Source organism: Demequina soli (genome assembly GCF_000971195.1).
GTDB lineage: Bacteria > Actinomycetota > Actinomycetes > Actinomycetales > Demequinaceae > Demequina > Demequina soli.
Genome location: NZ_BBLZ01000002.1, coordinates 181,601 through 195,244 on the forward strand (window position 1 = coordinate 181,601; position 13,644 = coordinate 195,244).

A 13,644-nucleotide genomic window follows, 5' to 3' on the forward strand; every position below is an offset into this window, starting at 1 on the left:
TGGAAGGTCAACCGCGAGCGCGACGGCAAGCGCGAGACCTTCGAGTCCAACCTGCCCAAGAAGGGTCCGATCGGCGAGGCGCTCGCGCCCGTCGCCGGGTTCGGCGTGTCTCTGCGCAACTTCTTCCGTCCGACGGTGACGGAGCAGTACCCGCGCGTGAAGACGCCCACCATGCCGCGCTACCATGGCCGCCACCAGCTCAACCGTCACCCCGACGGCCTCGAGAAGTGCATCGGCTGCGAGCTGTGCGCGTGGGCCTGCCCCGCGGACGCGATCTACGTCGAGGCGGACTCCAACACGCCCGACCACCAGGTCAGCCCCGGCGAGCGCTACGGCCGCGTCTACCAGATCAACTACCTGCGCTGCATCTTCTGCGGCCTGTGCATCGAGGCGTGCCCCACGCGTGCGCTCACGATGACCAACGAGTACGAGCTCGCGGGCCCCACCCGCGAGGGCCTCATCTACGAGAAGCAGGACCTGCTCGCCCCCATGGGCGCGAACATGCTCGCGGCGCCGCACCCGATGGTGCCCGGCACCACGGACGGCTCGTACTACCGCCAGGAGGTCACGGGCCCGGTCGACGAGCAGATCGCGTGGGTGCGTGAGCACCGCCCGTCGGACCCGACGCTGCCCGAGCACCGCGTCGACGCCGCGGCGACGGACGATGCGCCCCACCAGGTCCGCTACACGTCGCCGCAGCACGCGGCCGGCGAGCGCCACGAGGGCGGTGCGGTCTGATGGTCAACACGGTCATGTTCTGGATCATCGCCGCGCTGACGGTGATCCCCGCGCTGTCCCTGCTGTTCGCCCGCAAGGCGGTCCACGTCGCGATGTCGGTGGTGCTCGTGATGGTCGGCCTCGCGGCCGCGTACGTCACGCTCTCCGCGCCGTTCCTCGGCATGGTGCAGATCGTCGTCTACACCGGCGCGGTCATGATGCTCTTCCTCTTCGTGCTCATGCTGGTCGGCGTCGACCAGCGCGAGGACCTCAAGGAGACCATCAAGGGCCAGCGCTGGATCGGCCTGCTCGCGGCCGCCGGGCTCGGTGCGTTCCTCGTCTCGATCATCGGCCGCGTCACGCTGCCGACCGCGGACACCATGCCCTCGGGCGACCCGGAGGCCGTCGCGATCGCGCTGTTCGACCGCTACGTCCTCGTCATCGAGGTCCTCGGCTTCGTGCTCATCACCGCGGCCGTCGGCGCGCTCGTGCTCACGCACACGCCGCGCCTGCGCCCCCGCAAGACGCAGCTCGAGGTCCAGCGCGACCGCGTGCGCGTCGGCGCGGACCCTGTCAACAAGCCGATGCCGGGCGTCTACGCGCGTCACAACGCGCTCGACGTGCCCGCGCTCGACCCCGAGGGCAAGCCCATCGAGCACTCGGTGTCCCGCGTGCTCGAGATCCGCCACCAGACTCAGGAGGGCGCGGAGTTCCGCGCCGCGCTCGAGGACCCGTCGCGCAAGGAGGGCGACCGCTGATGGACCCCATCAACTTCGTCATCCTCGCGAGCATCCTGTTCGCGATCGGCGCGGCCGCCGTGCTGCTGCGCCGCAACGCGATCATCGCGTTCATGGGCGTGGAGCTCATGCTCAACGCCGCCAACCTCGCCCTCGTCGCCTTCTCCCGCATGCACGGTGAGATCGACGGCCAGATCATGGCGTTCTTCGTCCTGACCGTGGCGGCGGCGGAGGTCGTGGTCGGGCTCGGCATCATCATCGCCGTGTTCCGCGCGCGCCAGACCATCTCGCTCGACGAACCCGCTGAGCTGAAGGGCTGACCATGCTTGATCTCACCTGGCTTCTCATCGCCGTGCCCTTGGCCAGCGCCGCCTTCCTGCTCCTCGCGGGCAAGCGCGCCGACAGGTGGGGCCACTGGGTCGGCGTCGGCGCATCGTCCGCCGCCTTCGTCGTCGGCCTCGTCGCGCTCATCCAGATGCTCGGCCTCGACTCCGAGGACCGCGCCCATGCGGTGCACCTCTTCACGTGGATCCCCGGCGGCGAGCTCAACCTCGACGCCGGACTGCTGGTGGACCCCCTGTCGATGACGTTCGTCATGCTCGTCACGTTCGTGGGCACGCTCATCCACGTCTACTCCGTGGCCTACATGGAGCACGACGCCTCGCGCCGCCGCTTCTTCGCGTACCTCAACCTGTTCGTCGCGGCGATGCTGCTGCTGGTCCTCGCGGACTCCTACCTCCTGCTGTTCGTCGGCTGGGAGGGCGTGGGCCTCGCGTCGTACCTGCTCATCGGCTTCTGGAACCACAAGCCCGAGTACGCGACCGCCGCGAACAAGGCCTTCGTGGTCAACCGCATCGGCGACATCGGCCTCATCCTCGCGATGGGCCTGATGTTCACGTACTTCGGCGCGCTCGACTTCGGCTCGGTGTTCGCCGCGGTCCCGCAGGCCTCCACCGCGCAGCTCACCGCGATCGGCCTCATGCTGCTCGTCGCGGCGTGCGGCAAGTCCGCGCAGTTCCCGCTGCAGTCCTGGCTGGGCGACGCGATGGCCGGCCCGACGCCGGTGTCCGCGCTCATCCACGCCGCGACGATGGTCACCGCGGGCGTCTACCTCATCGTGCGCTCCGCGCCGATCTTCGAGGGCGCCCCCGCCGCGCAGACCACGGTCGCCGCGATCGGAGCGTTCACCCTCATCCTCGGCGCGCTCATCGGCATGGCCAAGGACGACATCAAGAAGGCGCTCGCCGCCTCGACGATGTCGCAGATCGGCTACATGATGCTCGCCGCGGGCCTCGGCCCCGTGGGCTATGCGTTCGCGATCTTCCACCTCGTCACGCACGGCTTCTTCAAGGCCGGCATGTTCCTCGGCGCGGGCTCGGTCATGCACGGCATGAACGACCAGGTCGACATGCGCCGCTTCGGCGCGCTGCGCACCGCGATGGTCACCACCTGGGTCACCTTCGGCCTCGGCTGGCTCGCGATCCTCGGCGTCCCGCCGTTCTCCGGCTTCTGGTCCAAGGACAAGATCATCGAGGCCGCGTTCATCGGCGACGACGTCCAGCCGTGGATCCTCGGCGGCGCCGCACTCATCGGCGCCGGCCTCACCGCGTTCTACATGTCGCGCCTGTTCTTCATGACGTTCCACGGCAAGGCCCGCTGGACCGACGAGCAGCACCCGCACGAGTCGCCGGCCCTCATGACGGTGCCGATGATCATCCTCGCCGTGGGCTCCGCCTTCCTGGGCCTCATCCTCGCGACGGGCGACCGCTTCGTCACGTGGCTCGAGCCGGTCACCGGCCACGCCGAGCACGGCGAGCCCGTCCTGCCCGCCGCGGTCATCATGGTCGCCACCCTGCTGCTCGTCGCGCTCGGCGCGTGGATCGCGTGGCGCAAGTACGGCGCCGCGGACGTGCCCGAGACGGCCCCGGCCGCCTCGCTGGCGACCATCGCCGCGCGCAACGACATGTTCCAGGACTCCGTCAACAGGGGCGTGTTCGAGCGCCCCGGCACCCACCTCACGCGCACCCTCGTGTACGCCGATGCAGCGCTCGTGGACGGCGCGGTCGACGCGACCGCGCACGCCTTCGCCCGCACCGGCGAGGTCACGCGCAAGACGCAGAACGGCCAGGTCCGCTCCTACGCGCTGACCATGGTGGTGGGGCTCGTCATCGTCATCCTCGTCGTGGTCCAGGGGGGTCTCTAAACCATGTTCCCGATCCTGACCGTCATGGTCGCGCTGCCCGCGCTGGGCGCCGTCCTGCTCTGGGCGCTGCCCGGCGGGGCGCGTGCCCGTGCGCGCGAGGTCGCGCTCGCCGTCACGGCCATCGAGCTGGTGCTCGCCGTCGTCCTGTTCGCGCAGTTCGACATGTCGGCGGCCGGCTCCTTCCAGTTCTCCGAGACCTACGCGTGGATCCCGCAGATCGGCACCAGCTGGGCGCTCGGCGTCAACGGCATCGGCCTGCTGATGATCGTGCTGTCCGCGCTCCTCACGCCGCTCGCGATCCTCGCGGGCTGGTGGGAGGACAAGGACGACTCGCGCCGCACGCACTACCTCGCGCTCATCCTGCTGAGCGAGGCGTTCATGATCGGCATCTTCGCCGCGCGCGACGTCTTCCTCTTCTACGTCCTCTTCGAGGCGATGCTGATCCCGCTGTACTTCCTCATCGGCTCGTTCGGCGGCGCGCAGCGCCGCTACGCCGCGGTGAAGTTCCTGCTGTACTCGCTCGCGGGCGGCCTCATCATGCTCGTCGGCGTCGTCGCCCTGTACTTCCAGGGCCCCGGCGGCGACCAGGCGTTCCTCACGGACAACCTCACCGGGCTCGACATGTCGACCACGGCCGAGCGCCTGATCTTCCTCGCCTTCTTCCTCGCGTTCGCGATCAAGGCGCCCATGGTGCCGGTGCACACGTGGCTGCCCACCGTCGCCGAGAACGCGCGCCCGGGGACCACCGCGCTGCTCGTCGCCGTGCTCGACAAGATCGGCACCTTCGGCATGCTCACGCTGTGCGTGGCGCTGTTCCCCGAGGCCGCGCACTGGGCGGCGCCGGTGATCATCCTGTTCGCCGTGATCTCCGTGATCTACGGCGCGCTGCTCGCCATCGGGCAGAAGGACATGCTCCGCCTCGTCGCGTTCACCTCGGTGAGCCACTTCGGCATCATGGTGCTGGGCATCTTCGCGTTCACGCAGACCTCGGTCGAGGGCGCGGCGTTCTACATGTTCAACCACGGCCTGTCGACGGGCGCGCTGTTCTTCGTGGTCGGCTTCCTCATCCACCGGTACGGCACCGCCGACGTCACGCAGTACGGCGGGCTCCAGCGCGTCGTGCCCGTGCTCGCCGGCACGTTCCTCGTCATCGGCCTGAGCGCCCTCGCGCTGCCCGGCCTGTCGCCGTTCGTGTCCGAGATCATGGTCCTCGTGGGCGCGTTCTCGGCCGCCAAGGTCGCCGTGATCGTCTCGGCCGTCGGCGTGGTGCTCGCCGCGCTGTACGTGCTGCTGACGTACCAGAAGGTGTTCACCGGCCCCGCTCCCACCGGGAAGCGGGCCAAGGTCCGCGAGCTCACGCGTCGTGAGCGCATCGTGCTGTGGCCGCTCATCGCGCTGATGCTCCTGCTCGGGTTCCTGCCGGGCATCGCCATCGACGCCGTCCGTGAGCCGGCCCACGACATCGTGGCCACCGTTTCGAGCCAGGAGGCAGGCGCGTGAGCTTCACGACCCCCGAGATCGCATGGGCGCCGCTGACGCCCCTCCTCATCGTGCTCGGCGCCTCCGCCGTCGCGATCCTCGTCGAGTCGTTCGTCCGCTCGCCCGAGACGCGCCGCCGCACGCAGCTCGTGCTGTCGCTCGTCGCGCTTGTCGGCGCGGCCGGCGCGGCGGTCGTCCAGTGGGCGACCCTCGACGGCGCCGGCACCGTGGTGCTCGACGGCATGCTCACGGTCGACCGCCAGTCGCTCGCGTGGCAGGTCCTCATCCTCGTGTTCGGCACGCTCGGCACCCTGCTGTTCGCCTCGCGCACCCGCGCGGGCGAGGAGGCGTTCACGCCGCTCGGCGCGTCCGCGCCCGGCTCCTCCGACGAGACCCTCGCACGTCGCAAGGGCCTCCAGGTGACCGAGGTGTTCCCGCTCGCGCTCGTCGCGGTCGGCGGCATGATGCTCTTCACCTCGGTGACGGACCTCATCTTCCTGTTCGTCGCGCTCGAGGTGTTCTCGCTCCCGCTGTACGTGCTGGTCGCGCTCGCGCGCCGCCGCCGCTTCCTCTCGCACGAGGGCGCCCTCAAGTACTTCCTGCTCGGCGCGTTCTCGTCGGCGATCCTGCTGTTCGGTGCCGCGTTCCTGTACGGCGCGACCGGCTCGACGTCCTACGCGGGCGTCGCGGCGGGCATCTCGTCCTCGACGGGCACCGACGCTCTCATCCTCGCGGGCGCCGTCATGGTGGTCGTGGGCCTGCTGTTCAAGATCGGCGCCGTGCCGTTCCACTCGTGGACCCCCGACGCCTACCAGGGCGCCCCGACCCCGGTCACCGCGTTCATGGGCGCCGCGACCAAGGCCGCCGCGACCGCCGCGCTGCTGCGCGTCATGTACGCCGCGCTGTACGGCCTCAACTGGGAGCTGTCCTGGCTGTTCTGGGTGGTCGCGATCGCGTCGATGCTGCTCGGCACCGTCGTCGCGCTGGTCCAGACCGAGCTCAAGCGCATGCTCGCCTACTCCTCGATCGCGCACGCCGGCTTCATCCTCGTCGCGTTCGCCGGCCTGCCCGACACCGCGCTCTCCGCGCTGCCGTTCTACCTGGCCTCGTACGGCCTCGCCACGATGGGCGCGTTCGCGGTCATCACGCAGGTGCGCGAGCGCTCCGACGAGGGCACCGTGCTGGGGGAGGCGACGCGCCTCGGCCAGTGGGCCGGCCTCGGCAAGCGCTCCCCGTGGCTCGCCGGCGCGATGGCGCTGTTCCTCCTGTCGTTCGCGGGCATCCCGCTGACGGCCGGCTTCGTCGGCAAGTTCGTCGCGTTCTCCGCGGCCATCTCGAGCGGCGCGTGGCCGCTCGTGCTCGTCGCCGTCATCGCCTCCGCCGCCGCCGCGTTCTTCTACGTCCGCCTCATCGTGCTGATGTTCCTCACGGACGTGCCCGAGGGCCAGGAGGACGCGATCGAGATCGACTACAGCCCGCTCGCCCGCACCGTCGTCGCGGTGACGGCCGTGCTCGTGCTGCTGCTCGGCATCGTCCCCGGCCCGGTGCTGTCCGCGTTCGAGAACGCGGGCGTGCTGCTGCTCGGCGCGGGGGGCTGACCCGTGGCGACGCTGGCGATCGGCAACGACGCGCTCGAGGCGGAGCTGCTGCCCCGCTTCGAGCTCGTCGAGGAGCGGTTGCGCGACGCCGTCGCGCAGTCCGACAAGCTCGCCGACGCCACGTCGCGCCACCTCGTCGACGCGGGCGGCAAGCGCCTGCGGCCGATGCTCACCCTCCTGTGCGCGCAGCTCGGGGACGGGTCGCGGCCCGAGGTCCTCGACGCCGCCGTGGTGGTCGAGCTCACGCACCTCGCGACGCTCTACCACGACGACGTCATGGACTCCGCGCCCACCCGCCGCGGCGCCCCCGCGGCCCACGAGGTGTGGGGCAACTCCGTCGCGATCCTCACCGGCGACCTGCTGTTCGCGCGTGCGTCGAGCGTGGTCGCGGGCCTGGGCCCCCAGGCGGTGCGCATCCAGGCCGAGACCTTCGAGCGCCTGTGCCTGGGCCAGCTGCACGAGACGGTCGGCCCGTCCGATGGCGACGACCCCATCGAGTTCTACCTCCAGGTGCTCGCGGACAAGACGGGCTCGCTGATCGCGACCTCGGCGCGCCTGGGCGCGATGTTCGGCGGCTGCCCGCAGGGCATCGTCCGCCAGGTGACCGAGTACGGCGAGGCCGCCGGCGTCGCCTTCCAGCTCGCCGACGACGTCATCGACGTCCGTTCCGACGCCGCCACCACGGGCAAGACACCGGGGACCGACCTGCGTGAGGGCGTCGCCACGATGCCGGTGCTGCTGCTGCGCCGGCTCGTCGCCTCCGGCGCCGCGTCCGATGCGGACCGCGTGCTGCTCGCCGACATCGACGGCGACCTCACGGACGATGCGGCGCTCGCCTCGGTGGTCGCGCGCCTCGCCGCGCACCCCGTGGTCGACGAGACCGCGGAGCTCGCCCAGCAGTGGGCGCGCAAGGCCGACGCCGCAATCGCCGCGCTGCCCGAGGGGGACGTCAAGTCCTCGCTCGTCGCGTTCGCCGACGCCCTGGTCGCCCGCGCCGCCTGAGCCGTCGGCCCCGCCCCGGCCCCGGCCCACCTCCGACCTCCCCCCACACGGATCCTGCACTCGTGCGCCTCCCACCAGGGACGATGCGCGCGACGTGCATGACGTGACCGTTCACACCGTGGGGCGTGTGTGGGGAACGGTCAGGCGGCGAGCCGCTACACGGGCTCGGTGACCTCGCCGGACTCCGCCGCGAGCGGATCCTTCACGCGCGACCGGGCCCGCCACGAGTCGACGGTGATGAGCACGAGCGCCACCCACACGAGCCCGAACCCGGCCCAGCGGGCCGGCGGCATCGGCTCGTGGAAGTGCCACACGGCGAGCGCGAACGTCATGGTGGGGGCGATGTACTGCAGCAGCCCCGAGATGTTGAGCGGGAGGCGCCGCGCGCCGGCCGCGAAGATCAGCAGCGCGCCCGCGGTCCACGTGCCCGTGGTGAGCAGGAGCGCATCGTGCCAGCCGCCCAGCCCCTCCGCGCCGCGCGCGAGCAGCGTCGCCTGCCCGGCGACGCCCACCCAGGCGAGCACCCCGATGGCGACCGGCAGCTGCACGGCCGTCTCGACCGTGAGGCCCGTGAGCGCGTCCACGCGGTGGCCCACGTCCTTCTTGATGTAGGAGTAGATCGCGAAGCTGCACGCGAGCGCGAGCGAGATCCACGGCAGCCCGCCCATCTCGATCGCGAGCACCAGCACCGCGATCCCGGCGACCCCGATCGCGACCACCTGGAGCCGGCGCAGCCGCTCGCCCAGGAGCACCACGCCGAGCGCGACGGTGAGCAGCGGGTTGATGTAGTAGCCGAGCGACGTCTGCGCGACGCGGTCCGTCACCACTGCGTAGACCATCACGCCCCAGTTGATCGCGATGACGAACGACGCGACGGCCAGCCGGCCCAGCAGCCTGCGGTCGCGCACCACGGACACGATGCGCGCCCAGCCCCGCACGAACGGCACGATCGCGAGGCACACCGCGAGCGACGACACGGACCGCCACGCGACGATCTCGAGCGCACCGGCCGGCTCGAGCGCGGCCATGAAGATCGGGAACAGGCCCCAGATGAAGTAGGCGGTGGCGCCGTAGGCGAGGCCGCGGCGGTCGATCGAGGGGGTCACCGGGAGATTCTCGCAGAGGCCGGCGCCCGGCGATCAGGGCCACCGCGCCCCGACTGGCACCTCGCGTCGTGCGCTCCCGCCGCGCGTCAGCCCGCCGCCGCGATCCACGCGAGCATCCACGTGCGCGAGTCGCCGTCGTCGATCGCGTCGTCGCCCAGCGCGAGCGCCCGGGTCCACGCGTCCCTCCGCTCCGCGTCGCCCGCGAGCGCGCGGTACATGAGCAGGTAGTCCGCGAACTGCGCGGGGGTCGCGGACCCCCACGCGGCCTCCTCGGAGGAGACGATGCGGTCGGCGGGCACCGTGCGCAGGTACGCCAGCGCGGCGGGCTGGGCGGGGATGACCTGGATCCCGAGCATCGCCGACGGGTCGGCGCTGAACCACGTCGCGTAGTCGCGCTTCGCCCCCCACTCGATGCCCACGATGTCGTGGGCGTAGCCCTCGAGGCCCGTGAGGTCGGGGTCGAGCCACAGGCGCAGCGCGGCGTCGGACTCCGCGGACAGCATCCAGCGCGCCGACTCGGCCAGCGCATCGTCCCCCCGGACCTTCGCCCACAGCGCGACGCCGTTCCACGCGAGGGCCGCCTCGGAGCTGGACTCCTGGTTGTTGCCGTCGGCGAACGGCGCCGTGCCGGACGCCCACGAGTGCCCGGCGACGGGGTCGAAGACGCGCCGGACGGGGAACGACGTGCTCGCGGCGGGCGCGGCGATGTCCTCCGCGACCAGGTCCATCACGGGCCCGATGCGTGCCGCGAGGTCGGGGTCGCGTGCGCCCGCGACCGCGGCGGCGTACAGGAGGTACCCGTAGTGGAAGTGGTGGTCGTTGAACTGCTCGGAGCCGAAGGCCGTCGCCTGGCCCACGACCCCGCGGGTGGAGGCGTCGTACTCGAAGCAGCGGTCCTGGCGCTCGGTGCAGCCGCCCGCCTGGCCCCACTGCTCGAGCTGCGCGGCGAGCGTGGACTGGAGGTCGGCGGCGACCTTGTCCTCGCCGAGCGCATCGGCGACCTGCAGCAGGTTCGCGACCCGGTACAGCCACTTCGCGCCGAAGTAGGTGTCCGCGGGCGGGTCGGGCAGGGTGCCGGCGTCCCGCCGGAGCGCGGCGACGATGCGCTCGCGCTCGGCGCCGGTGATGCCCGACAGGTCGAGCGTGTCGGACGGCTCGACGAGCGGCGTCGTCCACGACACCGAGGCGGCGCGGCACACGTCGTAGGGCCCGTCGATGGTCGCGAACGATCCCAGCGTGCAGTCGAGGTCCCCGGCGCGCGCGCGGGGAACGACGACCACGGTGGGGCTGTCGCCGTACGTGATCGTGGTGGTCGCGGCGCCGCCGAGGGAGAACGTGGCGTCGGCGGCGGACGGGATCGCGCCCAGCGCGGAGGCGAAGGCGGCGGCGTCGCCGCCGTCGGGCACCGCGAACAGCTGCGCGGACCCGCCCGGGTCGAGGCTCAGCGCGGTGCCGTCGACGGAGGCCCGGTCGAGGGCGATGCCGTACACGGTGCCGCCGACCGTCGCGGTCGCGAGCCCGTCCCCGGCCGCGGCGAAGGCGACCGACAGGGTGAGGTCGGCGCCGCCGTCGGACGCGACGCCCACGGCGGGCCAGCCCTGCGCGACCGTCACGTCGACGGGCCCCTCCCGCAGCGTCGCGCCGACCGGTCCCGCGGCGACCACCTCGCCGTAGCCCTGCGCGCCCGCGACGGTCGCGGTGACGTCGGCCACCGCGGGCGCGCCGATGGTGTCCGCCGAGGCGGTCGGCCGGGTGAGCCCCAGCGCGAAGCCGCCGTCGACCGCCTGGAACGACAGCGGCTTCGGGAACACGGGCAGGCCCGGGTCGCCGAACGCGAGCGCCGAGTACCAGCGGTTGGTGGGCGGCACCACGCCGTCGGCGACGCGGGAGACGATGCCGGGGTCGGCCGCCGCGGGCAGGATCGACGTGTCGATCGACATGCGCGCGGACGGCGTCGGCGAGGCCGTGGGGGAGGGCTCGGGGTGTGACTCGCAGGCCGCGACCGTCACGAGGAGCACCGCCGCCAGGACCGCGCCGAGCGCGCCACGCCTCACAGACCCACCCGACGCGCGAGGTTGCCGAGCGCATCGGTCACGCCCGCGAGCGGGCCGTCGTCCCGCAGGTGCAGGGTCGCGTCGAGCGGCGTGCCGGCCTGCAGCAGCGCCGCGTCGGCGCCGTCCTCGAGGCCCGTCGCGGCCACGCGCGCCGACACGTGCGCCTCGCCGTCGACGGTCGTGACGGTGTAGTCCGCGACGGTGCCCGCGAGCAGCGTGCCGTCGGGCAGCCGCAGCTCGACCGGGGCCTGCTGGACGATGCGCGCGAAGTCCCGCGGGGTGACGACGAACTCGGCCTCGGCGTAGCGCGTGCCCGACTCCGCGACCGTCGCGACGACCTGGCCCGCGCCCGCGTACGAGCCGGTGTCGACCGCGAGATCGGACACGGTGCCGTCGACGGCGGCGCGGATCGTGACGGTGCCGTCCTTGCCGAGCGTGCCGTCGGTCGCGTCGACGAGGCCCTGGCGGATGTCCCGCTCGAGCGTGGGGCTGTCGATCTCGAGCAGCCGCTGGCCCTTGTGGACCTGGTCGCCCTGCTGGACGTAGCGGTTGACCACGAGGCCGCCGTAGTCGGTGCCCACGTCGTAGCGCGCGGACTCGATCTGCGCGGTCGAGCTCAGCACCTGCGTCTGGCGGCGGTTGAACACGAGCGTCGCCGCGGCGACGACGAGCAGGACCACGAGCAGCCCCGCGACGAGCTTGAGGCGGTTGCCCCACGTCATGATGCGAGCTCCCGCCGCGCACGCCGGCCGAGCAGCACGGGTGGGACCGTCAGGGGAGCATGGTGGTGCGGGGCCGGCGGGACGGCCGGGCTCGTCGCGGCAGCCGCGGCCGCGGGAGCCGTCGCCGCCGACCGGCCCGACGGGACCACGGTGAGCGTGGGCGCGGGCGTGACTCCCGCATCGTCCACCGTGACGGGCGCGAACGCCGCCACCCGGGCGTCGACGAGCGGCGCCGGGCGCGCGATCACGAGCGCGGGCTCGCGCGGCGCCTCGGGCAGCGCGACGGGCTCGGGCGTGAGCCGGCGTCCCTTGCGCAGCGCGCGGGCCTCGCGCGCGGCGGTGCCCACGAACGCGGCGAGGATCACCGTGTTGGTGACGTTCCAGGCGGTCGCGAGGGTCGGCACGCCGTTGTCCCAGTCGCGCCACACCGCGACCGCCGAGGTCAGCGCGAGGAACACGAGGAACAGCACCTGGGGGACGATGTAGTTGAACGGCGAGCTGCGCCGCGCGCGGCTGCCCGTGGCCTGCCAGCCGACGTCACGCGCGGTGAGCGCGTTGACGAACGCCTTGAGGTAGATGGGGAACGACACGGTCGCGAGCGTGAGCGTCTGCCACCGGAACGACCCGAGCGTGAACCACGCGAGCACGATCTGCATGACGTAGAAGCCGGAGTAGAAGAGGATCCACTGGCCCACGGAGATGGAGATCGCGACGGGACGGAGGTCGAAGTAGATCTCCATCGGCGGCACCAGGATCAGCAGCAGGGGCGTGATCCCGCACAGGTAGAACGTGGCGGTGACGAAGTACTGGATGCGCTGGTCCGCGGTGAGGGTGCGGCGGGGGCTCAGCGGGTTGTGGGTGAGGAGGATCTCGAACCCGCCGGTCGCCCACCGCAGCTGCTGCTTCGCGTAGGCCTCGATGGTCTCGGGGGCGTCGCCGACCGCGAGGGCGATCGGCAGGTAGACGGACCGCCAGCCGCGCTCGTGCAGGTGCAGGGACGTCCACACGTCCTCCGACTTCGAGTCGGTGACCATGCCGCCGATGTCCTCGATCGCCGCACGGCGGAACACCACGTTGGTGCCCACGCAGAAGGCGGCGTTGAAGCGGTTCCTGCCGGGCTGGATGAAGCGGTAGAACACGGTCTGCATGTAGCCGGCGCCCTTGGAGATGGTCGTGTGCAGGTTGCCGTAGACCTGCGGCGTCTGCACGAACGCGACCTTGGGGTCCACGAAGAACGGCACCGTCTCGTGCAGGAACGACGGGTCCGCGACGAAGTCGGCATCGAAGACGACGAACAGCTCGCCCTTGGCGAGGGTGAGCGCGTGGTTGATGTTGCCGGCCTTGGCGCCCGTCGAGCTGAGCCGGCGCACGTAGCGCGCGCCGAGCGCGCCGGCGAGGTCGCGCACCTCGTCGCTGTCGCCGTCGTCGAGCACCCACACGCGGTGGCGCCCCTCGAGCGCCATCGCGGCGGCGACGGTGCGGTGGATCACGTCGACGTCCTCGCCGTACACGGTGACGAACACGTCGACCGTGACGCGGTGGCCGTTGAGGGACAGCGGCCAGTCGGTGCGGTCGCCCGACGCGGACCGCCCGAACAGGCCGTCGCGCGCCCGGTGGTAGGCGAAGTCCCGCGGGTCCTGGCCGGCGAGGATGGTCCACATCGACAGCAGCGCGTGGAAGACCAGGATGGTCTCCGCGGAGATGACGAGCGCGTAAGGGATCACGTCGCCGCGGTTGGCGGGGTTGAGCAGGAAGGCGGCGTAGACCAGGATCCCGAGCGTCGCGACCACGACCAGCAGGGTCATGACCGGCGACGGCCCCGACGCGCGGTCGGGGGGCAGGGCGGGGGCAGCGGCGTCGAGCGATCGCATGATCGGCTCCTCTCGGCACACGCGCGAGGCGTGGGACGGACAAGAGGGGGAGGATCGACTTCACTGGCGGTGGCGCGCCCGGCGGGCCGGGGCGTCGTGTCATCGAGGCGCTGCTCGTGATTCGTGACCCATCTAGTCACAAAACGGACGAATCG

Annotated in this window: 11 protein-coding genes; 7 read left to right on the plus strand and 4 right to left on the minus strand. The window is 72.1% G+C overall.

Annotation, left to right across the window (positions count from 1 at the left end; genetic code table 11):
• Positions 1 to 51: 51 nt before the first annotated feature.
• Genes nuoI through AOM04_RS04285 form a run of 7 tightly spaced genes read left to right on the plus strand, consistent with a single transcriptional unit; the run spans position 52 to position 7,736 of the window.
• Positions 52 to 738: an NADH-quinone oxidoreductase subunit NuoI gene (gene nuoI, locus AOM04_RS04255; RefSeq protein WP_082104435.1), complete on the plus strand. Its 687-nt coding sequence runs from the start codon at positions 52 to 54 to the stop codon at positions 736 to 738.
• Positions 738 to 1,475: an NADH-quinone oxidoreductase subunit J gene (locus AOM04_RS04260; RefSeq protein ID WP_062462854.1), complete on the plus strand. Its 738-nt coding sequence runs from the start codon at positions 738 to 740 to the stop codon at positions 1,473 to 1,475. The genes nuoI and AOM04_RS04260 overlap by 1 nt, the downstream gene beginning before the upstream one ends.
• Positions 1,475 to 1,774: an NADH-quinone oxidoreductase subunit NuoK gene (nuoK, locus tag AOM04_RS04265; RefSeq protein ID WP_062462857.1), complete on the plus strand. Its 300-nt coding sequence runs from the start codon at positions 1,475 to 1,477 to the stop codon at positions 1,772 to 1,774. Before AOM04_RS04260 ends, nuoK begins: the two co-directional genes overlap by 1 nt.
• Before the next feature lie 2 nt (positions 1,775 to 1,776).
• A complete protein-coding gene (gene nuoL / locus AOM04_RS04270; protein WP_062462860.1) occupies positions 1,777 to 3,657 on the plus strand; it encodes an NADH-quinone oxidoreductase subunit L in 1,881 nt (626 codons plus the stop codon).
• A gap of 3 nt (positions 3,658 to 3,660) precedes the next feature.
• Complete coding sequence (locus AOM04_RS04275; RefSeq protein ID WP_062462863.1) at positions 3,661 to 5,157, plus strand: NADH-quinone oxidoreductase subunit M; 1,497 nt, start codon at positions 3,661 to 3,663, stop codon at positions 5,155 to 5,157.
• Positions 5,154 to 6,734 (plus strand): NADH-quinone oxidoreductase subunit NuoN, encoded by a 1,581-nt coding sequence (gene nuoN / locus AOM04_RS04280; protein ID WP_062462866.1) that lies wholly within the window; start codon positions 5,154 to 5,156, stop codon positions 6,732 to 6,734. Before AOM04_RS04275 ends, nuoN begins: the two co-directional genes overlap by 4 nt.
• A gap of 18 nt (positions 6,735 to 6,752) precedes the next feature.
• Complete coding sequence (locus tag AOM04_RS04285) at positions 6,753 to 7,736, plus strand: polyprenyl synthetase family protein (RefSeq protein ID WP_439645059.1); 984 nt, start codon at positions 6,753 to 6,755, stop codon at positions 7,734 to 7,736.
• A 155-nt stretch (positions 7,737 to 7,891) separates the two neighbouring features.
• Here AOM04_RS04285 and rarD read toward each other — a convergent pair whose 3' ends face one another.
• From rarD to AOM04_RS04305, 4 genes are all read right to left on the minus strand, one after another.
• Complete coding sequence (gene rarD, locus AOM04_RS04290) at positions 7,892 to 8,842, minus strand: EamA family transporter RarD (RefSeq protein ID WP_062462872.1); 951 nt, start codon at positions 8,840 to 8,842, stop codon at positions 7,892 to 7,894.
• An 86-nt stretch (positions 8,843 to 8,928) separates the two neighbouring features.
• Positions 8,929 to 10,896 carry a glycosyl hydrolase gene (locus tag AOM04_RS04295; RefSeq protein ID WP_062462875.1) on the minus strand — a complete coding sequence of 656 codons (1,968 nt, stop codon included), beginning with the start codon at positions 10,894 to 10,896 and terminating at the stop codon, positions 8,929 to 8,931.
• Positions 10,893 to 11,618 carry an efflux RND transporter periplasmic adaptor subunit gene (locus tag AOM04_RS04300; protein WP_062462878.1) on the minus strand — a complete coding sequence of 242 codons (726 nt, stop codon included), beginning with the start codon at positions 11,616 to 11,618 and terminating at the stop codon, positions 10,893 to 10,895. Before AOM04_RS04300 ends, AOM04_RS04295 begins: the two co-directional genes overlap by 4 nt.
• On the minus strand, positions 11,615 to 13,489 hold the full coding sequence (locus AOM04_RS04305) for a glycosyltransferase family 2 protein (protein ID WP_082104374.1): 1,875 nt from the start codon (positions 13,487 to 13,489) through the stop codon (positions 11,615 to 11,617). Before AOM04_RS04305 ends, AOM04_RS04300 begins: the two co-directional genes overlap by 4 nt.
• Between the last annotated feature and the right edge of the window lie 155 nt (positions 13,490 to 13,644).

Excerpts from the sequence above, each read along its gene's own strand:
- AOM04_RS04260 (WP_062462854.1), top strand. The coding sequence starts at position 738 with ATGGTCAACACGGTCATGTTCTGGATCATCGCCGCGCTGACGGTGATC.
- AOM04_RS04305 (WP_082104374.1), bottom strand. The coding sequence starts at position 13,489 with ATGCGATCGCTCGACGCCGCTGCCCCCGCCCTGCCCCCCGACCGCGCG.
- AOM04_RS04300 (WP_062462878.1), bottom strand. The coding sequence starts at position 11,618 with ATGACGTGGGGCAACCGCCTCAAGCTCGTCGCGGGGCTGCTCGTGGTC.
- nuoK (WP_062462857.1), top strand. The coding sequence starts at position 1,475 with ATGGACCCCATCAACTTCGTCATCCTCGCGAGCATCCTGTTCGCGATC.
- AOM04_RS04275 (WP_062462863.1), top strand. The coding sequence starts at position 3,661 with ATGTTCCCGATCCTGACCGTCATGGTCGCGCTGCCCGCGCTGGGCGCC.
- nuoL (WP_062462860.1), top strand. The coding sequence starts at position 1,777 with ATGCTTGATCTCACCTGGCTTCTCATCGCCGTGCCCTTGGCCAGCGCC.